Consider the following 23,471-nt stretch of genomic DNA (forward strand, 5'->3'; position numbering starts at 1 on the left):
GACCGCGAGTTCGGCCTCTGCGGGTGCAGCCGCCTGGTGGCGTCGTCACAGGCGATCCTCCGTGGAGGATCGTGGCGAGGTACTCCGTCTGCATGAACTGTCCGCTGCCGGTCCGGAGTTGAACGAACCGCTGCTGCCTCGGCCTGCGTGTGGCCGCGAGCCGAGCGATGACCGAAGGTCCTGCGGGCCGCCCGGCGAAAGGGACGCGTGCCACAGGTCGCCCGGTGCTTCCCGTCGGCGGCGGAGAACCGGGGCTTCCCCAATCGTCACAAGCAGCCGTTCGCCCCGTGCCGGCCAGCAGACAGCGATGGCGAGGCTTCAGAGGGGTGCGCAGACCAGGCACCGTCGACGCCTGCGACGGTCAGTACGCGGCGGAGCCGCCGTTCCCCGGCCTCGACCGCAGTGCTCTCGTCTTCCTGCCGACGGGGGCAAGCCCGCGGGAGGGTGGGAACGCCAGGTCCGTCCGAAGGCTGGTCCGCGTGGATACGCAAGGCGGCGAGCAGTCCGCCGTAGGCGTGCCCGGGGAACCTCCCACGGCGGGCACGGCCCCTCTCACCGACACCGGACGCTGGGTGTTCTCCCCCATCAACCGGGTCTGGGACATCGTGGTGGGCTTCTAGGGCAACATCGTCCACACTGTTGGTCCTTCCCGTCCCCGCGCGCCTCCGGGAAGCGGCGCGCGGGACGCAGGAGCAGCCGTCGGAGCGTCGGTGATTGGTGCCCTGGCCGTTGCCGTGGCGTCCGGTGCGGCGGTGAGCCGCCGTCGGACGCCGACCGGTACCGGGCGGTGACCGCTGCCGATGCCGAACGGTCGGGAGCCGGCCGCAGCCGGGAAGGAGTTCCCTGGCCGTGTCTCGCCGCGGTGGATCGAGTGCTGCTGTGCTGTCACGATCGGCGGCCCGCCGTCTTTGCGGCGCCGGCCGTGGTGTGGGATGGCGGGGAGCATGACAAGGAAGAGGGGGAACTGTGGCAGGAACAAGAGCCCAAAGCCTGCGGAGGGCGGCTACGGAGGCCACTTCCGGTGGTGCCGCCCGGCAGGTGGCGGAGCAGGAGATCCGTCACCGTACGGGGAGCTCCTCCGGACGTGAGCCGGATGCGCGGGCGCAGGGGGAGCACGGCGAGGCCGGTCGGGAGAACGACGAGTCGCGCGCCGAGGGGATGGACCCGGCGGACTTTCCGGCCGCCCGGGAGCAAGGGGGTTCCCTCGCCACCGTGCTGAAGCAGCGGAGCGTGGCGCTTGTCGAGGCGGGCGAGGCGCTGAATCAGAGCGAGCACAAGCGCGAGGGAGGGGAGCAGGTCCACGAGATCTGCCCGATGGTCCTGCCGAAGGGACGGTCGCTCCTGAGCATGCTGCCGGTGCTCTCGCTGCTGCTGCTCGGAGTGGTGGGGACCGCGGCCGTGTCGGCCGCCGACGACTCCCCCCTGAGCAATCCGCTCTTCGGGCTGCACTACTGGATCGTCTCCGTGGCGGCGGTCGCCTTCGTGTGGTGGCGACAGGGCATGGTGATGGTCCCGGACGGCTGCCAGGCGCTGATCACCCGGTTCGGGAAGCTGGAGAAGGTCGTCGGGCCCGGCCGCGTCGTACTGATCAGCCCGTGGAAGCGGGTCTCGTACATCGTCAACACCACTCGTGAGTACCCGTTCAACGCCCCGGTGCGGGAAGCTCCCACCAAGGGCGGGGTGAAGGCGTCCATCGACCTGTTCATCCAGTTCCGGATCAGCGACCCGACGGAGTTCGTCTACACGCTCGGCGCGGTGCGGGGCTTCGAGGAGAAGCTGAGCAACGCCGTGAGCGAGACCATCCGGAGCCTGATCTACGAGCAGGAGGCCGCCGGGATCTACGACATGGTCGGCGAGGACACCGGGCGGCTGCTGGAACAGCTCAACCAGCAGTTCCGCCCCGCGGTCGAACTGACCAACGCCAACATCACCCACGCCGAGCCGGCCGACCGCGGATACCGCATGGACCTGGCGGCGCCGGAGATGGTGCGCATGGCGAAGGACGCCTACACGCACGAGTACGCGCTGATGCTGCGCAAGGAACAGGACGAGGGCGACCTGACGAAGGAGCTGGCGACCAGCCACGAGACGCTCTCGGCCATCCAGGCGGACATCGCCCACTACCAGGCGCAGATGGACACCGCGGTGGAGCGCGAGACCAACCGCGCGCAGGCGCTGGCCCGTCAGCGCTACGTCCAGGCCGAGTCCGAGGCGAATGCCAACGCGGCGCTGCTGGAGGCCCAGGCACTCGACATCCGGGCCGTGACGGCGGCCGAGGCGCCGGAGATCCTCGAGTACCGCTACCAGCAGCAGATTCTCGACGCCCTGGAGCAGGTCGCCGATCATCTGCCGCGCCTGGTGCGGATCGGCGGCACGGAGCAGGGCGGCGACGCAGCCGGCGTCGACTTCCTGCGTCTCGCCCGTGAACTGATCGGACAGCACGGGGGCGAGCTGTTCACGGAAGCCGACATGTCGGCTGTACGAGAGCGGCTCGACGAGGTCGCCGCGCGTATCGCCGAGCGCGAGAACGAGATCGGCGCGCTGCTGGAGACCGACCGGCCCACGGTGGCCGGCACGGCACCGGACGCACCGGGCGCCTCGGAGGAACCCGGTGCTCCGGGCGCAACTGACGCCCCGAAGGGCGCCGCAGGCGGCGCAGCGAGCGGCGGACCCGGTGATCCCGGCGGTCCAAATGCCCCGGGCGACCCCGACGTTCCGTACTTCTCCGAGGAGGCCGGTCAGTGAGCAGCACGCACACCAATCGCAGGTCGGTCATCACCGAGGCGGTGGCCCCCTGGAGCGACATCGCCCAACTGCTGCGGGGCGGCGAGGCGGGCACCCTGGTTCCGGTCATCATCCCGCGGCACCTGCGCCGACTCTGGTGGATGCTTCCGCTGTGGCTCGGCCTCTTCGCGCTGCTGTCCGGAGTGATGCTCTCGCTGCGCGGAGCGGACTCGGACGGCGCTTCCGACCTCGCCTACGGGGCGCTGGCCGGGCTCTCCTACGCCGTCGGCGGCGTGCTCGTGCTGATCGGCGCGCTGTGGTGGTGGCGGTCCTCGATCGTGGAGATCGAGCAGGGCACCCACGGCGTGCTGACCCGGTACGGCGCCGTCGTCCGCACCCTGGACGCGGGCCGCCACTACCTGTGGCACCCCTGGTCGCGGGTGGACTTCGTGGTCGACACGGCCACCGAGATCCCGTACTCGGCCCCGGTGATGGCCTGCCCCACGCAGGAGAACGTGCCGCTGCGGTCGATCGAGTTCTTCCTGAAGTTCCGGATCACGGACGCTGTGCTCTTCGTCCGCACGATCGGCGCCGGCAACTTCGATCTGGTGCTCTCCAGCGCCGTCCAGGACGCCATCAGGCAGCGGGCCCGCCGGGTGCACACCGAGCACGCGTACGATCTGCGGGGCTCCGACGTGGCCGATATGCAGGAGCTGCTCAACCGGCTGCTCTCCCGCTACGGCGTACGCATCACCGGCTCCAACATCCCGGACGTCCAACTGCCGGCCCAGTACCAGCAGCACCTGGCGACCAGGGAACGCGTCGCCAAGGAGCGCACGGCGTACGAGCAGGAGTGGGGCCTGCTCCGCAAACGCCGGATCGACAGCCTGGGCATGGACATCGAGCGGGCGAAGAAGGTACGCGACGCGCGCATCGTCGAGGTGAAGGCGGCGCTGAACAAGGCCCGCGAGGAGGTCGCCCAGCTACTGGAGGAGCAGGAGACCAACGCGCAGCGGGTGCGGTTCGAGATCGAGACACGGGGCCGCAGCGGGCTGATCTCCGCCGAGAACGAGGCCCGCGCCCAGCGGGCGCTCGCCAAGGCGTACCGCGACAACCGCGCCGTGCTCCAGTACGAACTGGCTCGCCGCCGCCTCGAGGTGGGCGCCGAACTGGCCACGAAGGCACCGCGTCCGGTGGTCGTGCGCACCGACGGCGGCAGCGAGGGCGGCACCGACGACTCCGCCCTCTCCACCCTGCTCGCCGCCCAGCTCATCCCCCGCATGATGCCCGCTCTGTCCCGGCGGGCCGAGGACGGAGAGGGCGGCCTCGGCAGCGGTGCAGCCGGGGAGGACGCCGGCTTCCGCGAGTGAGAGTCTCCGGCTGCACCCGGGCGTGATCGCCGCCTCCGGCACGGCGGTCACGCCCGGGTGTGCGTGCCTCGCGGCCGTGAGGGTGCCGTGCGGCGGCATCCCTGTGCGCGCACGGAACGAGACGCCACCGATCACCTTCGGTGCTCGCTCCACCGACGCCACGCCGCCTCGACAGCGCGAGTGCGGCTTCGGACGCGCCCACTCCGCACCGGTGCGGGCTCCCGTGCCGGGCGCCGCAGACCGGCAGTCGGATCCGCCCGGCGGTGCCTAGCGGCTCTCCTCGGGACCCGCCAAGTGGCGTGCGATCACGGAGCGTTGGATCTGGTTGGTGCCCTCGACGATCTGTAGCATCTTCGCCTCCCGCATGTACCGCTCGACGGGGAAATCGGTCGTGTAGCCGTACCCCCCGAGGAGTTGGACTGCGTCCGTGGTGACGCGCATGGCAGTGTCGGTGCAGAAGAGTTTGGCCATCGCCGCCTCCTGCCCGAAGGGCTCGCCCGCGTCGCGGCGCCTGGCGGCGGCGAGGTAGAGCGCCCGGCCGGCGGCGATGCCCGTCGCCATGTCGGCGAGTAGGAACCGCAACCCCTGGAAGTCGGCGAGCGGACGGCCGAATTGGCGACGCTCGGCGACGTAGCGGAGCGCCTCGTCGAGCGCCGCTTGGGCGACGCCGGTCGCACAGGCCGCGATACCGAGCCGGCCGCCGTCGAGCGCGGCGAGCGCCAGCGGGAAACCGTCGCCCTCGGCACCCAGGCGCCGCGAGTCGGCGACGCGGACGCCGTCGAAGTGGAGCTGAGCGGTGGGCGATCCGGCCATGCCCATCTTCTTCTCGGGGGGCGCGGGGCTGAGTCCCTCGGCGTCTCCGGGGACGAGGAAGGCCGTGATGCCGCGGGACCCCTCGCTTCCGGTGCGCGCCAGGACGGTGTAGAAGTCGGCGACGCCGCCGTGCGTGATCCACGCCTTGGTGCCGTGCAGCACCCAGGTGTCGCCCTCGCGGACGGCGCGGGTGCGCAGGGACGCGGCGTCGGAACCGGAGGCCGGCTCGGAGAGGCAGTAGGCGCCGAGGAGTCCGCCGCCGAGCATCTTGGGGAGGTGGGCTGCACGCTGCTCGTCCGTGCCCGCCTGCGCGAGGGCGTGGCAGGCGAGGGAGTGGACGCTGGTACCGAGTCCGACGGTGAGCCGCGCGGCGGCGAGTTCCTCGAGGACCTGGAGGTACACCTCGTACGGCTGGCCGCCACCCCCGTACTCCTCCGGATACGGAAGACCGAGGAGCCCGGAATTGGAGAGCAGCGCGAAGACCTTGCGGGGGAAGCTCCCCTCACTCTCCTCCTGCGCCGCCACGGGGGCGATCTCACGGGCGGCGATCTCACGGACGAGCGCCATCAGTTCCCGTGCCTCCTGCGAGGGCAGTGCGCGCTCGACGGGCTGCGGACCGTACTCGGACATGGCAACGCTCTCCTTCTGTCACGCACCGCGGCGCCGGCCGGGGTACGGCCGTACGTCGTCTGTCGTCGTCCCCGCGCTGGTGGCGGGGCTCGTGGGGCACCGCCCTCGTGTCCGCGATGGTGCACCTCCGGATCGCGGAGGTAGCTGACCAGCGGCTGCGGCGCGAAAGAGTATGCCCGATCGGGCGGTTGGCGTCACGGGGCGAGCGAGGCTCACGAGGTGCACGGCGTGGAGCAGTGAGCGGGTTTTGGTCCACACCATTGACGCACTGGTCTAGTCCTTCTAGATTCCGGAAGCGTACAGCGTGTCCATGCCACTGCTCGCGACGACACCCGCCGCACGTCCCGGTCCCCCGCCAGAGCCCAACTGCGGCTTTGCGCAAGGGGCGTGGCGACGCGTCGTCGCACACGGCGGTGGCCGGCACGGCGCAACCGGCCGAAGCACCTTCGCTCCCCACTCAGCGAGGAGAGACATGCCCGGTTCCTCCAGGACCCCGCAACGCGCGCGCCGCAGACGGGTCTTCGCATTCCTCGGGGCCGCCTGCGCGGCGGTCCTCACCACGACGCTGCTCGCCGGCAGCGCCACCGCAGGCCCCTCCGAGGCGCCGACGCAACAGCCGGCCGCGGCCGAGCGCACCGTCGGCTACTTCACCAACTGGGGCGTCTACGACCGCAATTACCACGTGAAGAACATCGAGACCTCCGGCTCGGCGGAGAAGCTCACACACATCAACTACGCCTTCGGCAACGTCACGGGCGGGCGGTGCGCCATCGGCGACGGGTTCGCCGACTACGAGAAGGCGTACACCGCGGAGGAGTCGGTCGACGGCGAGGCCGACACCTGGGACCAGCCGCTGCGCGGCAACTTCAACCAGCTCCGCAAGCTCAAGGAGAAGCACCCGGACCTCAAGATCCTCTGGTCCTTCGGCGGTTGGACCTGGTCCGGCGGGTTCGGTGAGGCGGCCAAGAACCCCGCGGCCTTCGCCGAGTCCTGCTACGACCTCGTCAACGACGAGCGCTGGGCGGGCGTCTTCGACGGCATCGACCTCGACTGGGAGTACCCGAACGACTGCGGCCTCACCTGCGACGAGAGCGGGCCCGACGCCTTCACCGAGGTGCTCGAGGCGATGCGCGCCAAGTTCGGCGACGACCGGCTCGTCACCGCGGCGATCAGCGCGGACGCCTCCGACGGCGGCAAGCTCGACTCCACCGACTACGCCTCGGCAGCGCAGTACGTCGACTGGTACCTGCCGATGACCTACGACTACTTCGGCGCCTGGGACGCGCAGGGCCCCACGGCCCCGCACTCCCCGCTCACCGAGTACGACGGCATCCCGCAGGACGGCTTCAACACCCAGGCGACGATAGAGAAGTTGAAGTCGCTCGACATCCCGGCCGACAAGCTCCTCCTCGGCCTCGGCTTCTACGGCCGCGGCTGGACGGGCGTCAACGAGGACGCACCGGGCGGGAGCGCCACAGGACCGGCGCACGGCACCTACGAGGAAGGGATCGAGGACTACAAGGTGCTGAGCGAACGGTGTCCGGCCACCGGTGAGGCGGCCGGCACCGCCTACGCGCACTGCGGAAGCGAGTGGTGGAGCTACGACACCCCGCAGACCATCGGGAGCAAGGGCGACTGGGCCGCGCAAGAGGGCCTGGGCGGCACCTTCCTCTGGGAGCTGAGCGGTGACACCGCGGACGGGGAGCTGATCTCCGCCATCAAGTAACCGCGAACCGCGGCCGCTTGGCCGCACCGTGGCCGCCGGGCGCCCGCACCCGCCCGGCGGCCACCAGGGCGCTCGCCCGGCTCGTCGGTCGCAACCGAGAGGTGCTGTCGCGTGCCGAGGACGTCCCGACGTCCGCGCGGCCGGACTTTCCCTGTCCGGCCGGGGCTCCGAGTGAACTGGTGACGCGCCCCTTCCGCAGGGCCGTGCGGAAGCGCAGCCCGGCGGCCGTCGAGGCGCTCCTCGCCGAGGACGTCATCTCCGCCCGTCCCGTGGCCCTCGGGCCGTACGGGGAAGGGCGTTCACGGCTGCGGTCCTCAGCCGAGTGCTGCGCACCTACGAGCGGGCACGCGACCGTCTCCTGGTCTTCCGCGCCCGGAGCGGCCAACACACGGTGCGCGGCTGCGACTTCGTCCACGTCGACGGGGGCGTTTCGACGGACTCACCGTCATGGTGCGCCACTCTCCGACGCGGAGGGGGCGCGTACCGGTCCGGGCGTGAGGCGGCGGCCGGTTGCGCGAGTCGGCCGCCGCCTCACTCCCAGACGTCGGAGCCGCCGCCCCGCCACTCGATGAGGTTCTCGTCGTCGAGCTTGATGTGCTCGGGAGGCAGCCCCGCGCGCCGCAGGAACTCCACGACGTCCTCCCGGCTGTGCGCCAGGCCGAGGATCTCCGCGTGGGCCGTCACGCGTCGCCCGCCGGAGGACGACGGTGGGTGCACGACTACCGGAGGGGTCATGACTCCAGGGTGTACCCGGCTCGCACGGGGCGCACCCCGGAGGCGCGAGGTCGACCGCTGCGGCGCGAGGTGCGCTCAGCGGCGGCTGCGCGGGCGGGCGAGCGCCGCTACACCGACGGCGGCGAGCGCTACCTGGATGATCAGCTCGATCCAGTCGAACCCTTTGGTGTCGGCGACCCCGATCCCCGTGGCGAGGGCGGTGCCCACGAGCGCCGCCACGACGCCCACGAGGACCGTAGCCAGGGTTCCGATGCGCTGACGACCTGGCAGGACGAGCCGACCGAGGGCACCGATCACCGCTCCCACGACGATCGCCGAGATGATTCCAGTGAGCACGGCTGCTCCTCTCGTCGACGTTGGCGCCCCTCTTCCGGCTTCTGCGCCGGCTGGGGCACACCGGGCGACTTCCCCGTGTGCGGGCGGCCACGCACCGCCGCGTCGCACGCCGCGGCGATGTCAGTGCCGGGTGGAAGACTCGCGCGCATGGCGGATACAGCAGGCGGAGCCCCGGGCGGCCGGTGGGCGCTGGTCGAGGCCGCCGACGGAGGCTTCCTGAGCTGCGCGCTCGACGGCGCAGGCCGGCGGGCGGGGCCCGTCGTCCGCGCGCCCGACGCCGCGGCGGCCGTGCGGGCTCGGCCGCGCGTCGCCCGGTGGGTCTGGCGCTCGACGGCAGAAATCCAGCCCCACCTGCTCGCAGCCGGCGTCCACGTCGAGCGGTGCTACGACGTGGAGGCGGCCGAATCTTTGCTCCTCGGCCACGAGGGCGCGGCCGGCACCCCGCACTCGCTCCCCGCCGCCTACGCGCGCCTCCACCGGCTCGCCGTCCCGCCCGACCCGCAGCCGCCCTCGACCGACACGGAGGTTCAGCCCTCCCTCTTCGACACACGCCCGGCTCCGCTGCCCGAGGCCGTCGACCCGCTGGAGGCGTTGCGGGAGGTGTACGCGGCGCAACTCATCCGCACGGAGGCGGCGGAGCACCCCGAACGGATGCGGTTGCTCCTGGCCGGGGAGTCGGCCGGCTGGCTCGTCGCCGGCGAGATGGGCGCCACGGGGGTGCCGTGGCGCGCCGACGTCCATCGGCGGCTCCTGGGGGAGCTGCTCGGCGAGCGGTACGGCGGGAGCGGACTGCCGCGCAGGCTCGTCGAGTTGGAGGAGGAGGTCTCGCGCGCCTTCGGCGTACGCGTCCGTCCCGACCTGCCGGCCGAAATGCTCTCCGCCTTCGCCCGCCAGGGCATCAAGCTCGGCTCGACCCGGGCCTGGGAGCTCCGTGAAACACAACACCCCGCGGTGGCACCGCTGTTGGAGTACAAGAAGCTCTACCGCCTCTACACGGCGCACGGCTGGTCCTGGCTGCGGCACTGGGTGCACGACGGGCGCTTCAGGCCCCACTTCGTGCCGAGCGGGGCGGCGTCGGGCCGCTGGACGACCAACGGCGGAGGCGCGCTGCAGATCCCCCGAGCGGTCCGCCGCGCCGTCGTCGCAGAGCCGGGGTGGCGGCTCGTGGTCGCCGACGCCGACCAGTTGAAACCCCGGGTGCTCGCCGCGGTCTCGCGCGATCCGGGCCTGATGGCGGTCGCCGCCGACGACCGCGACCTGTACACGACCCTCTCCGAGCGCGCCTTCGCCGGCGACCGCGCCCGCGCGAAGCTCGCTCTGCTCGGCGCCGTCTACGGGCAGACCAGCGGCGACGGGCTACGTCATCTGGCGGCGCTGCGCCGGAGGTTCCCGAGAGCCATCGCGTACGTCGACGAGGCGGCGCGCTCGGGCGAGGAGGGCGGGCTGGTCCGTACGCGCCTCGGGCGGACCTGCCCGCCGGGCGCGGAGGGGTCGGAGGGAGCATGGAACGGCGAGGCGCCTCCGCGCCCCGGCGCCACCCCGGGTGCACGGGCGCGCGGCAGGTTCACTCGCAACTTCGTCGTCCAGGGGAGCGCCGCCGACTGGGCCGTGCTGATGCTCGCCGCGCTGCGCCGCAGCCTCTCCGGGCTCGCTGCCGAGCTCGTCTTCTTCCAGCACGACGAGGTGATCGTGCACTGCCCGGCCGAGGAGGCGGCGCAGGTCGCCGCTGCGGTGCAGGAGGCCGGACGCACGGCGGCGGGCGCGGCCTTCGGTGACGTACCGGTCGCCTTTCCGTTCACCGTCGCGGCCGTCGAGTGCTACGCGGACGCCAAGTGACGGCGCACACCGGGACGTTGCGGAAAAGGTCCGCAGCAACGCAGGGCAACGCGGTCCGCACCGGGGAGTGTTGCCGGCTGTGCCTGGCACAGCCTGCGGCCACGGTGCCGCAGGCCGCGACGCACGGGCGCGGCGCGGCGGCCCCGCCTGCTCCCGGATCGCCGCCGGGCGCGAGACCATCGACCCGCACCGCGACCGCCCGTCCGGGACCCGCCCGGAACACCGCCCGCCCAGGAGTGCAGCAATGAACGCTTCGGCCCAGATCGGCGTCACCGGATTGGCCGTCATGGGACGCAACCTCGCCCGGAACTTCGCGCGCAACGGGTACACGGTCGCCGTCCACAACAGGACCACGGCCCGCACCACGGAGTTCGTCGAGGAGTTCGGCGGCGAGGGCGCGTTCGTCACCGCGACGACCCCGCAGGAGCTGGTCGCCGCGCTGGAGCGTCCCCGCCGGCTGCTGGTGATGGTCAGGGCGGGCGGTCCGACCGACGCGGTGCTCGCCGAGTTCGCGCCGCTGCTCGACGAGGGGGACATCCTGATCGACGGCGGCAATGCGCACTTCGAGGAGACGAGGCGCCGCGAGGCCGAACTCCGCGAGCGCGGGCTGCACTTCGTCGGCACCGGCGTCTCCGGGGGCGAGGAGGGCGCCCTGCACGGGCCGAGCATCATGCCGGGCGGCTCGGCGGAGTCGTACGCGGCGCTCGGGCCGATGCTGGAGCGGATCGCGGCGCGGGCGCCGGACGGTTCACCGTGCACCACGCACGTGGGCCCCGACGGCGCAGGGCACTTCGTGAAGATGGTCCACAACGGCATCGAGTACGCCGACATGCAGCTCATCTCGGAGGCGGCGCGGCTGCTGCGCGAGGTCGGCGGGTTCACGCCGCGGCAGGTCGCCGACGTCTTCCGCACCTGGAACTCGGGGCGGCTGGAGTCGTACCTGATCGAGATCGCGGCACAGGTCCTCGCCCACACGGACGCGGCGACGGACCGGCCGTTCGTCGACGTCGTCGCCGACCGCGCCGAGCAGAAGGGCACAGGGCGCTGGACGGTGCAGACGGCGCTCGAACTCGGCGTCCCCGTACCGCAGATCGCCGACGCCGTCTTCGCGCGCTCGCTCTCAGGCGACGTCCCGCTGCGCGAGGCCGCCGCCGACCTGCCCGGACCGGCAGGCCCCGAGCTGGAGGGACGCGACGCCGAGCGCTTCGCCGACCAGGTCGAGCAGGCCCTCTACGCGGCCAAGGTGGTCTCGTACGCACAGGGTTGGAGCATGATTCAGGCGGGCAGCGCGGCGTACGGGTGGTCGATCGACCCGGGAGCCGTCGCCGCGATCTGGCGGGCGGGCTGCATCATCCGCGCCCGCTTCCTCGACCGCATCCGCGCGGCGTACGCGGAGGCCGGCTCGGACGGACTGCCCACGCTCCTCGCCGACCCCGGCTTCGCCTCCGAACTGGGCACCGCCGAACTCGACTGGCGCGCGGTCGCCGCCACGGCCGGGCGCCGCGGCGTCGCGGCGCCCGGCCTCACCGGCGCGCTGGCGTACTACGACTCGGTGCGCACGAGCCGGCTCCCCGCCGCCCTCGTCCAGGGCCTCCGCGACTACTTCGGCGCCCACACCTACCACCGCACGGACCGGCCCGGCACCTTCCACACCCTTTGGTCCGGCGACCGCCGCGAGGTGCGGAGGGACTGACGCGGGGAGCGAACTCCCCTTCACTCCTGCGCAGTTGCCGGGCCCCATGCCAACGCACCGGCTGGCGGGTTCGGTCGGCGCATACGACACTCCCGTCGTGCCGGACGGCGCCCGCCACCCTCGATGCGCGGCGCCTGCGGAGTCGCAGCGCGCATCGCCACCGCGCCTGCGTGTACCCGATCCCTGGACACTCCCCCCTTGAGAGTTGCCCTGACGGAGCACCGGGCCGCCACGTCCGCGCGCGGCCTTTCTCCCCGGGCGTGCAGGGCAGGTGGACTCGGAGGGCGCCGGCGGCGACCGCCTCATCCAGTCCATGCCGACACCTCCCCGCTTGAAAACTGCGTGGTACGCATATTTGCGCGCCACGCAGTTTCTGTTAGCGTGTACGGCATGAGTGGTCTTCGAGAACAGAAGAAGGCAGCCACACGCACAGCATTGAGCTGGGCCGCCGTCCGGCTCACCGTCGAGCGCGGGTTCAGCGCGGTCAAGGTCGAAGACATCGCCGCAGCGGTCGGCGTCTCCCCCCGCACCTACAACAACTACTTCTCCAGCAAGGCCGAAGCGATCGCGTTCCGTCACCTTGAGCGCTCCCTGCGGCTCGCGACGGACGTGCGTGACGGACCGCCCGACGAGCCCTTGTGGGAGGCGATCACACGTGCCTCGCTGCGTTCGCTGGAGCCCGGCCCCGAGGTGGAGCACATGCCACCTCAGCAGCCCGACGAGTGGCCGGCAGGCAGGCAGGCGATGTGGGCCGAACCCGCGCTCCAGGCCGAGCTGCTGCGTGCGAACAAGATCGCGGAGAAGGAGCTCGCCGCAGCGATCGCCGACCGCACTGGCAGGGACCCCGAGTCCGATCTCTACTCTCGCCTGGTAGCCGCCAGCGTGATGGCCGCCAACAACGTCGCCCTCGAACTGTCCGTCGAAGCCGGGCAGACCGAGCCGATGGAGAGCCTGCTCCCCCGAGCCCTGCGCATGGTGGCCACCGGACTCCCCACTCCGTAGATCCCCCTTCCCCTCAGAACAGGGGCTGCTGCTTGCAGCCTCTACCCCTTCATGCCCCGGAAAAGGAGAACCGTCATGCTTGATGCGGTCATCGTCGGTGGCGGTCCGAACGGTCTGATGCTCGCCTGCGAGCTGGCACTGGCCGGGGTGCGTCCCGTCGTGCTGGAGCGGCTCGCCGGCCCGAAGACCGAGCCCCGGGCGAACGGTCTGGTCGGTCAGGTGGTGCGCATGCTCGACCGACGTGGCCTCTACGCCCGCATCAACGGGTCCAGCGCACCGCCACGGCCCGCGCCCCACTACATGTTCGGCGCATTCACACTGGACCTCACCGGGCTCCCTCACAACCCCGTGAGTCTGCTCCCCGCACCGCAGGAGCAGATCGAACAAGTCCTCGCCGAACGCGCCGTGGAACTCGGCGTCGACCTTCGCAGAGGACAGGAGGTCATCGACGTCCGCCAGGACACAGACCTCGTGCACATCACTCTTGCCGACGGTGAGAGCCTCACCGCCCGTTATCTGGTCGGGGCGGACGGAGGGCACAGCGTGGTGCGGCGTCTGTCCGGCATCGGCTTCCCCGGAGTGACCACCGACGACTTCGTCACCCGCTCCGCGAACGTGTCCGTGGCGGACGAACATCTGGGCCCCGAAGGCGACTTGCGCGTTCCCGGCCACGGGAGCCTGCCGGCCCTGCTGTACGTGCGCACGGAGCGCGGCACGATCACCTGGGGTCCGCTGCCCGGCCGAGCGCCCGTCCTCAGCACCACCGAAACCGGCACGCAGGACGAGCTCACCACACCGATGACCTTCGAAGAGATGAGGGCGAGCGCCGAGCGCGTGCTGGGCGTTCCCGTCCCGATGGATCCGCCGCAGGGAGAGGGCCCGCACCTGCTTCGACGACTCGTCGGCGGCAACACCCGGCACGCGGAGCGCTATCGGGACAGGCGGGTACTGCTTCTCGGCGATGCGGCCCACGTGCACTCGGCGATCGGCGGCCCGGGACTCAACCTCGGCCTGCAGGACGCGGTCAACCTCGGTTGGAAGCTGGCCGCCACAGTGCGGGGGCGGGCCCCCGAAGGTCTGCTCGACACCTACGACGAGGAACGCCGACCTGTCGCAGAACGCGTGGTCGCCTCGACCCTGTCCCAGTCGGCACTGATGCGCCCCGGGCCGGAAGTCACCGCCCTGCGGACCGTCTTCGGCGAGCTGCTCGCCTCTCCCGGCGGCACCGAACACATCGCCCACCTGCTCGCCGGAACCACCGAGGGCTTCGCGCCCGACCTCGTCATCCGCACCGACGCCGGCACCCGTCGGCTGGCCGACTTGACGACCAGTGCCCGGCCCTTGCTGCTGGACCTCTGCGGCGACTTCGCCGAGGCCGCGAAGCCCTGGCTCGACCGGGTCGATGTCGTGCACGGCAGGACGGAGGGCACGAGCGCGACCGGCCTGCTGCTGCGCCCCGACTGCCACACGGCGTGGACCGGACACGAGCCGGACGACGTCGGCGGTCTGCGCGCCGCGCTCCACCAGTGGTTCGGCGCACCGCTGCACGACGGCGGCGAGCCGGAGCAGGCCGACAACCGCTGACGGGGAATCGGACCCGCGGGCACCGAAGGGCGCACGCCCGCTGCGGAAGTGGGCCGCGTGCTCTCGCGCGGCCGGGGCCAGCCCGGCGGCGCAGGCGCAACGTCCTTCGCAGCATCTCCGCGCACCGCCGGGTGCGCTCTGCCGACGACCGGCGGACAACGGGGCCTTGCCCGCATCCGTAGGAGAGCGCGGATGAGATGCTGCCTGCGTCCGCCGATCATCGTGCGAGGCCGACGAGGCCGCGCACACCGTCCCGACCCGGGAGGCCCGTTGTCCCCTTCGCTGCTGCCCGCGGTGTACGCGGCGTCCTCGCACACCGCGCTCCGCTTTCCCGACCGCTCCCTCAGCTACGAGCAACTCGCCGCCGCTGCGGGCCGGATCGCGACGCAGATCGACGGGGCCTCGCGCGTGGCCGTCTGGGCGACGCCGAGCCTGCACGCCTCGGTCGGCACCGTCGCGGCGCTGCTCGCCGGGGTGCCCGCCGTACCGGTCAACCCGCGCAGCGGGGAGCGGGAGCTGGCGCACGTCGTCGCCGACAGCGTCCCCGCCGCCGTGCTCGCCGCGCCCGACGACGAGCTCCCCGAGCCGCTCGCCGGGCTGCCCCGCGTCGACGTCCACCTCGACGACGCGGAGCCCGACGATGGCGGCGCCGCGTGGAGCCTGCCGTACGAGCCGCCGGCCGAGAGCGCGGCGCTCGTCGTGTACACCTCGGGGACGACGGGCCCGCCCAAGGGCGTCGTCCTCTCCCGCAGGGCCATCGCCTCCAGCCTCGACGCGCTCGCCGACGCCTGGGCCTGGAGCGACGCGGACGTGCTCGTCCACGCGCTGCCGCTCTTCCACGTCCACGGCCTGATCCTCGGCGTGCTCGGCCCGCTCCGGCTCGGCGGCACACTCCGGCACCTCGGCGCCTTCACCACCGAGGGCGTCGCGGAGGCGCTCCGCGAGGGCGGCACCATGCTCTTCGGCGTCCCCACGATGTACCACAGGCTCGCCGAATCCTGCGCTGAGGACCGCGAGTTGGCGTCGGCGCTCGCGGGAGCGCGCCTGCTCGTCTCCGGCTCGGCTCCGCTGCCGCTCACCGACCACCGGCGCATTGCGGAGGCGACGGGCCGGGGCGTCGTCGAGCGGTACGGGATGACGGAGACGCTGATGAACACCAGCGTCCGCGCCGACGGGGAGCCGCGCCCCGGGACCGTCGGGCCTCCGCTGCGCGACGTCGACCTCCGGCTCGTCGACGAGGCGGGCGAGCGGCTGCCCGAGGACCCGGAGCTCGTCGGAGAGGTGCAGGTACGCGGTCCGAACCTCTTCACCGAGTACCTCAACCGGCCCGACGCGACGGCCGGTGCCTTCGACGGCGGCTGGTTCCGCACCGGCGACATGGCGACGCGTGACGCAGACGGCTCCGTGCGCCTCGTCGGCAGGAAGGCGACCGACCTGATCAAGAGCGGCGGCTACAAGATCGGCGCGGGCGAGATCGAGAACGTCCTCCTCTCGCACGAGGGTGTCGCCGAGGCCGCCGTGACCGGCGTGCCCGATGCGGACCTGGGTGAGCGGATCGTCGCCTGGATCGTGCCGGCGGACGCGGAAGCGCCGCCTGCCGGGACGGAGTTGGTGGCGCTCGTCGCGGAGCAGTTGGCGCCGCACAAGCGGCCGCGCGAGGTGCATTTCCTCTCCGCGCTGCCGCGGAACGACATGGGCAAGGTGCTCAAGCGGGAGCTGGCGAAGGGCGAGGAAGAGGTCTCGGCGGGCTGAGCCGCCGCGGCCGGTGCGGCTCACCCGCCGGGGCCGCTCGCCGGGCCCGGCAGCCCCGCGGCGTGCGCGAGGCGGCGGTAGGAGTCGAGGCGGTCGGCGGGGTCGTAGGTGTTGAGGGTGAGCAGGAGTTCGTCGGCCTCCGTCGCGGCGGCGAGAGCGGAGAGCGCGGCGGTCACCTCCTCTGCGGTGCCGTGGAGTTGGCCCTCCCGGGCTTCGGTGTAGCGGCGGTGCTCCTGGCGCCCCATGGCGGACTCGTCGACCTCCTCGGCGGGGACGAGCGGTGGGAAGACGCCGCGGGTGCGGGAGACCGCCGTCGACCTGGCCTCGGGGCGCTGGAGGAGCGAGGCGCGCTCCCGGGTGGCGGCGGCAGCGGCGTTGACGGCGAGGACGACGTGGGGCTCCTCGGCCCTGCGCGAGGGGCGGAAGCGGCTGCGGTACTCGGCCACCGCCGCCGCGGTCCGCTCGCTCTCCCGGCGCGCGGGGAGCACCACGGGCAGCCCCCGCTCGGCGGCGAGTTGCGCCCCCGAGCCCACGGCGAGGACGTACGCGGGCACCCGCAGCCCGCCGGCGGGCAGCGCCGGGAGCGGTGCGGCGGCGTCGAAGTAGGCGAGGAGTTCGTCGAGCTGGTCGCCGAAGCGGTCCGCCGCGTCCTTGCCGGTGCGCAGGGCGCGGCGGACCGGCTCGGTGAACCCCGTCGAGCGGCCGAGCCCCATGTCGATCCGCCCGGGGTGGAGTGATTCCAGGACACCGAACTGCTCGGCGACGACGAGCGGTTGGTGGTTCGGCAGCATCACGCCGCCGGTTCCGACGCGGATACGCGAGGTGGCAGCGGCGACCGCGGCCGCGAGGACGGTGGGGGCGGAGCCCGCGACGCCGGGTACGGCGTGGTGCTCGGAGACCCAGAACCGGTGGTAGCCGAGCCGCTCCGCTTCCCGTGCGAACGCGACCGTCTCGCGGAGCACCTGCTGCGGGGGCGTCCCCTCGCGGGTGAGTGAGCGGTCGAGCACGGAGAGGGGCGGGAGGGGCGGTGGCGCTGCGGAAGTCACACCTGGTGCAACACGTACGGAGCGCTGGGATTCCCGCGCGGAGCCTACGGATCGTCGAGAAGCTCCGCGTCGTGGACGAGGAGGGCGATCTGGACGCGGTTGCCGAGGTCGAGCTTGGCGAGGACGCGCGAGACGTGCGTCTTGACGGTCGGCACCCCCATGTAGAGCGAGGTCGCGATCTCGGCGTTGGAGAGCCCGCGGCCCACGGCGACCGCGACGGCGTGCTCACGGTCGGTGAGCTGCTCGGCGAGGAGGCGCCTCGCCGCGTCCCTGCGCGCGGTCTGCGCCTCGGGCTCGGGCGCTGTGGCGCGGTGGATGAGCTTGCGCGCCACCGCCGGGGAGAGGACGGGCTCGCCGGCGGCCACTGCCCGTACGGCGCGGGCGAGTTCGGGCGGCGGCGTGTCCTTGAGGAGGAACCCGGCGGCGCCGGCGCGCAGCGCGCGGAGTACGTAGGCGTCGGCGTCGAAGGTCGTGAGGACGACGACCTGCGGCGGCGAGGCGAGACGCTGGAGGGCCTCGGTCGCGGCGAGGCCGTCGGTGCCGGGCATGCGGATGTCCATCAGCACGACGTCGGGGCGGTGGCGCTCGACGAGCTGCTGCACCTGCGCGCCGTCGGCGGCCTCGGCGACGATCTCCGCGTCGGGGAGGCCGCCGAGCATCAGTCGCAGCCCCGACCTGACGAGCGCGTCGTCGTCGGCGAGGAGCAGTCGGACGGGTGCGGGTGAGGGCTCGGGCGTCGTCACACGGACCACGGTAGCCAGGCGTCGAGGACGAAGCGCGTCCGGTCCCTGCCTTTCCCGGGACCGTGGGCGAGCGTGCCTCCGGCGAGCTCGACGCGCTCGCCCAGTCCGATCAACCCGGCGCCGGCGCCGGGGAGTTCGGGCCGTGCGGCGTACGGCTGCGGCAGCTCGTTGGCGACGCGCACCCGCAGGCCCTCACCGGGCGCGCCCGAGACCCGGACGTCGACCGGCGCCCCGGGGACGTGCTTGCGGGCGTTGGTGAGTCCTTCCTGGACGACGCGGTACGCCGTCCGTCCCAGCGATCCCGGGACCTGCTCGCTCGCCAACTCCTCCTCGAACCGCACCCCCGCTCCCGCTCCGTCGGCCTCCGCCACGAGGAGGCGCATATCGGCGACGGACGGCTGCGGGCGGTCCTCGGCCGCGGCACCCGGTGCGCGGAGCACCCCGATCACCTCACGCAGGTCCTCCAGCGCCTGGTGCGCGCTGCGCCGGATCACGCCTGCCGCGCCCGCCACCTCGTCGGGTGGTGCGTCTTTGCGGAACTCCAGGGCTCCCGCGTGGACGCTCAACAGGGAGAGCCGGTGGGCGAGTACGTCGTGCATCTCGCGGGCTATCTCCTCGCGGGCCTCGCGCTGCGCGTGCCGTACCCGCAGGTCCGTCTCGGCCTCCGCGCGCAGGGCCCGCTCCTCCAGCGAGGCGATCAACTGCCGTCGGGAGTGGACGAACATGCCCCAGCCCACGGCGGCGAGCACGAGCATCAGCCCGATCATGGTGTTCTCCTGGCCGCTCGTGCCGGGCTCCGGGCGCTGGAACGGCAGCGTGGCGACGGTCACGGCCGTCACGAGAGCGAGCAACCGCGTCCTGCAGTGGACGGCGACGGAGAAGAGGAGCACCAACTGCGGCCAGCCGACGAAATGGAAGAAGATCCCGCCCACCGCGCAGGCGAGCGCCAGCGTGGTCGGCCAACGGCGGCGGAACCACAGCAGGCAGCAGGCGACCGCTCCGGCGAACTGGTCGAGGCCGAGGAACCAGGCGGGCCGTGCGGGGTCCTGCGCCAGATCGCCCGCGGTGAGCACGCCGAGCACCGCGGCGCCGAGGAAGAAGGTCGTGTCGACGTACCAGTCGCGCCGCGAGCGGACTGCGGGGCGCGACGGTGGGCGCACGGGGATGCGCTGGGGCACCGAACTGGCTGTCATGCGCCAGACGGTACGTGTCGGGCGCGGGACGGCGCCGTGTACTTGCACCGCGCGGTACCGAAGGCACGGACGGCGATACTTTCGTCGGATACGGCCGGGCACGCCGCTGCCTAGCGTTGTCCGCATGAAGAAGCTGCTCGAATTCGCGAGCCTCGTGCTCGTCCTCCAGGGTGCCGCAGGGCTCGTCCACCACTTCTTCGGCTGGCTCGAGGGCTGGGGCCTCGTCCAGCGGCTGGGGTTCCTCACGGGGCTGGAGATCTACGCGTCCCTCGTCCTCGTCGTGCTCGGCATAGCGGTCGGCGGGCTCGCCGAGCGGCTCCGCGGCGGCGTCGCCTCCGCTTCGGGGTAGCGACGCCGCCGGCGGTCGCCTCAGTCGACGGGCGCGACGCGGACGAGGTTGCCGTCCGGGTCGGCGACGACGAAGGTGCGGCCGAAGACCTCGTCGTGCGGCTCCTCCACGATCCGTACGCCCTTGGCCTGCCACTCGTGGAACCAGCGGTCGATCCGGTCGGGGCCGCCGTCCGTCGTCACGCACAGCTCGCCGGTGCGGGACGGTGCAGGGGTGCTCTCTGCCCCGCTCCACAGGGCGAGTTGGACGCCGCCGCCGAGCGGGAAGGAGACGAAGCGGGGCGACTCGAAGTCGGGCCTCAGGTCGAGCAGCTCCGCGTAGAAGCGTGCTGCCGCGGGCGCGTCCGAGACGTAGACGATGAACATGTTCACAGCGGGCACGGGGTTCTCTCCTTGCTTCCGGGTCGAGTGGGGCTCGGAGAGCATGCCTGCAAAAGACGACAGGTTCCGTCGTGATCGATGGAACTCTGAGGCCATGACCCCGGATCGCTTCTTCTCGCTGCTGCTCGCCCTCCACTCCCGGAAGGGGGTCACCACGCGCGACCTCGCGGGCGAGGTCGGTGTTTCGGTACGCACCGTGCTCCGGGACCTCCGGTGGTTGCACGAGGCCGGCTTCCCGCTCCTCGTCGAGCGGGGACGCGCGGGCGGCGTCACGCTGCTGCCGGGCGGTGTGCTCGACACGTCGCGGCTGACGGCGACCGAGCGCGACCACCTCGGGCTCCACGGTCTCGACGACGGCCAGCGCAGCCAGTTGGGCGCGGAGACCGACAGCCGCAGGGCGCTGCGGAAGGTCGCGGCGCCCGGTCAGCCGGCGTCGGCCCTGCTGCCGCTCAGCGCCGTCGTCGCCACGGACAACAGGCCGTGGTTCGGCCCGGAGGCCCGGGGCACGCAGCCGAGCGCCCTCGTCGGCGATGTCCGCCGCGGCGTGCGGCTCCGCATCCGCTACAGACGCGCGGAGGAAGCCGAGCCCACCTGGCAACTCGTCGATCCCTACGGCCTGTTGGCGAAGGGCGGCCGGTGGTACCTCGTCGCCGACCGCACGGGCGTCCCCCGGCTCTACGCCCTGGAGCGGCTCACCGACTGGCAGCCGACGCGGGCCCCGCGGCGCCTCCGCCCGGACGCCACCCTGCGCACCGCGGCCGCCGAACTCACCTCGCGCTGGCAGGCGCTCGACGGCGTGCGCGTCGAAGCGGTGCTGCGCGCGCGGCAGTTGGACCGGGCGCGGCGCCTCCTCGGGTCCCGCCTCTCCGTTCGCTCGGCGAGGGAAGCGGAGGTCGAGGTCACCGTGGCCTGCCGCGAACTGGAGGACGTGCGGCAGCTACTGCAGTTCGGGGACGACCTCACCGTGACGGGCCCGCCGAAGGCACGCGCCCGGATACGCGACCTCGCCGGGCGCATCCTGCGCCAGTACCCGTGAGGCCGCTACTCCTCCAGAGCGGCCCGCAGGTACGGCGCCGTCGCGCTTCCCGCGCTCCGGGCCACCTCGCCTGGCGTTCCCTCGGCGACGATCCGACCGCCCTGGTCGCCGCCGCCCGGCCCGAGGTCGATCACGTGGTCGGCACCGGCGACGACGCCCATGTCGTGCTCGACGGCGACGACCGTGTGCCCCTCGTCGACGAGTCGGTGGAGCTGGTCCATGAGCACGTCGGAGTCGGCGGGGTGGAGGCCGGTCGTCGGCTCGTCGAGGAGGTAGAGGGTGTGACCGCGACGGGTGCGCTGGAGCTCCGTGGCCAGCTTGATGCGCTGGGCCTCGCCGCCGGAGAGCTCCGTCGCCGGCTGGCCGAGCCGTAGATAGCCGAGGCCGACGCGCTGCAGCGCGTCGAGGCCGCGTGCCGCGGCCGGCACCTCGGTGAGGAAGCCCGCCGCCTCGTCGACCGTCATCCCCAGGACGTCGGCGACGGTGGCGCCCGCGTAGGTGATCTGGAGGGTCTCCGGGTTGTAGCGGGCGCCGTGGCAGTCGGGGCAGGCGGCGTAGGTCCCCGGCAGGAAGAGGAGTTCGACGGCGAGGTATCCCTCCCCCCGGCACGTGGGGCAGCGGCCGGAGCGGACGTTGAAGGAGAAGCGCCCCGCGTCGTAACCGCGGGCCCTCGCCTCCTCGGTCTCCGCGAAGACCTTCCGCACCGAGTCGAAGAGGCCGGTGTAGGTGGCGAGGTTGGAGCGGGGTGTGCGGCCGATCGGCTTCTGGTCGACGCGGACCAGCCGCGAGACGGCATCCGCCCCCTCCGACTCCGCGACGACACCGGCCTCTTGGGGTTCCTCCTCGTCCTGCGGGCGCTCCCCGACGGCCTCCGCGAGGACGCGGGTGACGAGCGTCGACTTGCCGGAGCCCGAGACGCCCGTGACGGCGGTGAAGACGCCGAGCGGCACCCGGACGTCGAGTGCGCGCAGGTTGTGGAGCGTGATGCCGCTCAGGGCGAGCCGGCCGCTCGGCGTCCGACGCTCCCCTCGCCGCCTGCGCCGCACGGCTGCCGCTGCCGCCTCGTCCGCGGCGCCCGGGGGCCCGCCCACGGGCGCCGGTTCGGCGAAGAGGTAGCGGCGCGTCACCGAACGGGCGGCGCCGGCCAGCCCGCCGACGGGGCCGCTGTAGAGGACCTCGCCGCCGTGCCGGCCGGCGCCCGGGCCGACGTCCACGACCCAGTCGGCCCGGCGCACCAGGTCCATGTCGTGCTCGACGACGAAGAGGGAGTTGCCCGCCGACTTCAGCCCCTCCAGCACCGTCGTCAGCGCCTCCGTGTCCGCGGGGTGGAGGCCGGCCGACGGCTCGTCGAGGACGTAGACCACGCCGAAGAGCCCGGAGCGTAGCTGCGTGGCAAGGCGCAGCCGCTGGAGTTCGCCTGCGGAGAGGGTGGGGACGGGGCGTCCCGTGCTGAGGTAGCCGAGGCCGAGGTCTGTCAACACCCGGATGCGGTCGAGGAGTTCGCCGGCGAGGAGCGCCGCGGCGTTCTCCCGTACGTCGCCGCCCGCGCCCTCCGTGCTCTTCTCCAGCACCTCGGCGAGGCGGTCCATCGGCAGCGCGGTGAGCTCGTCGACGGCGTATCCGGCGTAGGTGACGGCGAGGGCCTCCGGCCGCAGCCGGCGGCCATGGCACATCGGGCAGGCGGCGCTGTGCAGGAACGCCTCCACCCGCCTGCGGGTCGCGGCGCTCTTGGTGTCCGCGTAGGTGTGGAGGACGTAGTGGCGGGCGCTCTGGTACTTGCCCTGGTAGGGACGTTGCAGCCGGCCGGCCTCGCGGACCGGGTGGACAGTGACGACGGGCTGCTCCTCCGTGAAGAGCAGCCACTGCCGCTGCTCGGCGGGGAGTTCGCGCCAGGGGCGGTCGATGTCGTACCCGAGCGCCTCCACGGTGTCCCTGAGGTTCTTGCCGAGCCACGCCCCCGGCCACGCAGCGATCGCGCCCTCCCGGACGGAGAGCGAAGGGTCGGGGACGAGTGACTCCTCCGAGACGCTGTGGACCGTGCCGAGCCCGTGGCACTCGGGGCAGGCTCCGACGGCGGTGTTGGGCGAGAACGAGTCGGAGTCGAGCCGCTCGGCGCCTTCGGGATAGGTCCCGGCGCGGGAGAGCAGCATGCGGAGGGAGTTGGAGAGCGTGGTGACGGTGCCGACGGAGGAGCGCCCGCCAGGCGCCGAGCGGCGCTGCTCCAGCGCGACGGCCGGGGGCAGCCCCGTGATCTCGTCGACTTCCGGGGTGCCGACCTGGTGGATGAGGCGTCGCGCGTACGGCGCCACCGACTCGACGTAGCGGCGCTGGGCCTCCGCGAAGAGCGTGCCGAAGGCGAGCGAGGACTTGCCCGAGCCCGACACCCCGGTGAAGGCGACGAGCGCGTCCCTCGGAATCTCGGTGTCCACGCGGCGCAGGTTGTGCTCACGCGCGCCGCGCACCCGTACGTATCCGTCGGAGCCTGCTCCGCTCACCTCGTGCTGCGCCATACTTCCATGGTCG

The 23,471-nt window shown here is 72.8% G+C and carries 19 protein-coding genes; 11 read left to right on the top strand and 8 right to left on the bottom strand.

From position 1 onward, the window contains the following. Positions 1 to 326 precede the first annotated feature (326 nt). From F603_RS0112355 to F603_RS0112365, 3 genes are all read left to right on the top strand, one after another. Complete coding sequence (locus F603_RS0112355) at positions 327 to 620, top strand: hypothetical protein (RefSeq protein WP_019546316.1); 294 nt, start codon at positions 327 to 329, stop codon at positions 618 to 620. A gap of 346 nt (positions 621 to 966) precedes the next feature. Further along, positions 967 to 2,745, top strand: coding sequence for an SPFH domain-containing protein (locus tag F603_RS0112360; RefSeq protein ID WP_026328358.1), 1,779 nt, complete (start codon positions 967 to 969; stop codon positions 2,743 to 2,745). Then, positions 2,742 to 4,094, top strand: a complete 1,353-nt coding sequence (locus F603_RS0112365; protein WP_019546318.1) for an SPFH domain-containing protein — start codon at positions 2,742 to 2,744, stop codon at positions 4,092 to 4,094. The genes F603_RS0112360 and F603_RS0112365 overlap by 4 nt, the downstream gene beginning before the upstream one ends. A 267-nt stretch (positions 4,095 to 4,361) precedes the next feature. On the opposite strand, the gene F603_RS0112375 is transcribed toward F603_RS0112365, so the two are convergent. Further along, positions 4,362 to 5,537, bottom strand: a complete 1,176-nt coding sequence (locus tag F603_RS0112375; protein WP_019546320.1) for an acyl-CoA dehydrogenase family protein — start codon at positions 5,535 to 5,537, stop codon at positions 4,362 to 4,364. Between the two features lie 472 nt (positions 5,538 to 6,009). On the opposite strand from F603_RS0112375, the gene F603_RS0112380 reads away from it, so the two are divergent. Further along, the gene (locus F603_RS0112380) at positions 6,010 to 7,263 is read left to right on the top strand and encodes a glycoside hydrolase family 18 protein (RefSeq protein WP_019546321.1); all 1,254 of its coding nucleotides are present in this window, start codon (positions 6,010 to 6,012) and stop codon (positions 7,261 to 7,263) included. A 531-nt stretch (positions 7,264 to 7,794) separates the two neighbouring features. On the opposite strand, the gene F603_RS0112385 is transcribed toward F603_RS0112380, so the two are convergent. Both F603_RS0112385 and F603_RS0112390 read right to left on the bottom strand, forming a co-directional pair. After that, positions 7,795 to 7,998 carry a hypothetical protein gene (locus tag F603_RS0112385; RefSeq protein ID WP_026328359.1) on the bottom strand — a complete coding sequence of 68 codons (204 nt, stop codon included), beginning with the start codon at positions 7,996 to 7,998 and terminating at the stop codon, positions 7,795 to 7,797. 75 nt (positions 7,999 to 8,073) lie between these two features. Beyond that, on the bottom strand, positions 8,074 to 8,334 hold the full coding sequence (locus tag F603_RS0112390) for a GlsB/YeaQ/YmgE family stress response membrane protein (protein WP_019546323.1): 261 nt from the start codon (positions 8,332 to 8,334) through the stop codon (positions 8,074 to 8,076). A 147-nt stretch (positions 8,335 to 8,481) separates the two neighbouring features. Between F603_RS0112390 and F603_RS0112395 the strand changes: the two genes are divergently transcribed. The 5 genes from F603_RS0112395 to F603_RS0112415 all read left to right on the top strand — a co-directional run bounded on the left by F603_RS0112395 (position 8,482) and on the right by F603_RS0112415 (position 16,201). Further along, positions 8,482 to 10,170, top strand: coding sequence for a bifunctional 3'-5' exonuclease/DNA polymerase (locus tag F603_RS0112395; protein WP_019546324.1), 1,689 nt, complete (start codon positions 8,482 to 8,484; stop codon positions 10,168 to 10,170). Positions 10,171 to 10,414: 244 nt separating this feature from the next. After that, positions 10,415 to 11,863, top strand: a complete 1,449-nt coding sequence (gndA, locus tag F603_RS0112400; protein WP_019546325.1) for an NADP-dependent phosphogluconate dehydrogenase — start codon at positions 10,415 to 10,417, stop codon at positions 11,861 to 11,863. A 390-nt stretch (positions 11,864 to 12,253) separates the two neighbouring features. Further along, positions 12,254 to 12,865 carry an acyl-CoA-like ligand-binding transcription factor gene (locus F603_RS0112405; RefSeq protein WP_026328360.1) on the top strand — a complete coding sequence of 204 codons (612 nt, stop codon included), beginning with the start codon at positions 12,254 to 12,256 and terminating at the stop codon, positions 12,863 to 12,865. Between the two features lie 75 nt (positions 12,866 to 12,940). Continuing rightward, positions 12,941 to 14,449: an FAD-dependent monooxygenase gene (locus F603_RS32010; RefSeq protein WP_019546327.1), complete on the top strand. Its 1,509-nt coding sequence runs from the start codon at positions 12,941 to 12,943 to the stop codon at positions 14,447 to 14,449. Between the two features lie 270 nt (positions 14,450 to 14,719). Continuing rightward, entirely contained in the window at positions 14,720 to 16,201 is a 1,482-nt protein-coding gene (locus tag F603_RS0112415; RefSeq protein ID WP_019546328.1) for an acyl-CoA synthetase, read from the top strand. A gap of 20 nt (positions 16,202 to 16,221) precedes the next feature. Here the strand turns inward: F603_RS0112415 and F603_RS0112420 are convergent, their stop codons facing one another. From F603_RS0112420 to F603_RS0112430, 3 genes are read right to left on the bottom strand one after another with little or no spacing between them, the layout of a single operon-like run. Beyond that, a complete protein-coding gene (locus tag F603_RS0112420) occupies positions 16,222 to 17,247 on the bottom strand; it encodes an MsnO8 family LLM class oxidoreductase (protein ID WP_019546329.1) in 1,026 nt (341 codons plus the stop codon). Between the two features lie 44 nt (positions 17,248 to 17,291). Further along, positions 17,292 to 17,990 carry a response regulator transcription factor gene (locus F603_RS0112425; RefSeq protein ID WP_019546330.1) on the bottom strand — a complete coding sequence of 233 codons (699 nt, stop codon included), beginning with the start codon at positions 17,988 to 17,990 and terminating at the stop codon, positions 17,292 to 17,294. After that, positions 17,987 to 19,183: a sensor histidine kinase gene (locus F603_RS0112430; protein WP_026328361.1), complete on the bottom strand. Its 1,197-nt coding sequence runs from the start codon at positions 19,181 to 19,183 to the stop codon at positions 17,987 to 17,989. The genes F603_RS0112425 and F603_RS0112430 overlap by 4 nt, the downstream gene beginning before the upstream one ends. A 124-nt stretch (positions 19,184 to 19,307) precedes the next feature. Here F603_RS0112430 and F603_RS0112435 point away from each other — a divergent pair, with 124 nt between their 5' ends. After that, entirely contained in the window at positions 19,308 to 19,532 is a 225-nt protein-coding gene (locus F603_RS0112435; RefSeq protein ID WP_019546332.1) for a hypothetical protein, read from the top strand. A gap of 20 nt (positions 19,533 to 19,552) precedes the next feature. Here the strand turns inward: F603_RS0112435 and F603_RS0112440 are convergent, their stop codons facing one another. Beyond that, complete coding sequence (locus tag F603_RS0112440; protein WP_026328362.1) at positions 19,553 to 19,897, bottom strand: VOC family protein; 345 nt, start codon at positions 19,895 to 19,897, stop codon at positions 19,553 to 19,555. A 109-nt stretch (positions 19,898 to 20,006) separates the two neighbouring features. Here F603_RS0112440 and F603_RS0112445 point away from each other — a divergent pair, with 109 nt between their 5' ends. Then, on the top strand, positions 20,007 to 20,948 hold the full coding sequence (locus tag F603_RS0112445) for a helix-turn-helix transcriptional regulator (RefSeq protein WP_019546334.1): 942 nt from the start codon (positions 20,007 to 20,009) through the stop codon (positions 20,946 to 20,948). Between the two features lie 5 nt (positions 20,949 to 20,953). Here the strand turns inward: F603_RS0112445 and F603_RS0112450 are convergent, their stop codons facing one another. Then, entirely contained in the window at positions 20,954 to 23,458 is a 2,505-nt protein-coding gene (locus tag F603_RS0112450) for an excinuclease ABC subunit UvrA (protein ID WP_019546335.1), read from the bottom strand. Positions 23,459 to 23,471 lie beyond the last annotated feature (13 nt).

Source organism: Streptomyces sulphureus DSM 40104 (assembly GCF_000381025.1).
In the GTDB taxonomy this organism is placed as follows: Bacteria; Actinomycetota; Actinomycetes; order Streptomycetales; family Streptomycetaceae; genus Streptomyces; species Streptomyces sulphureus.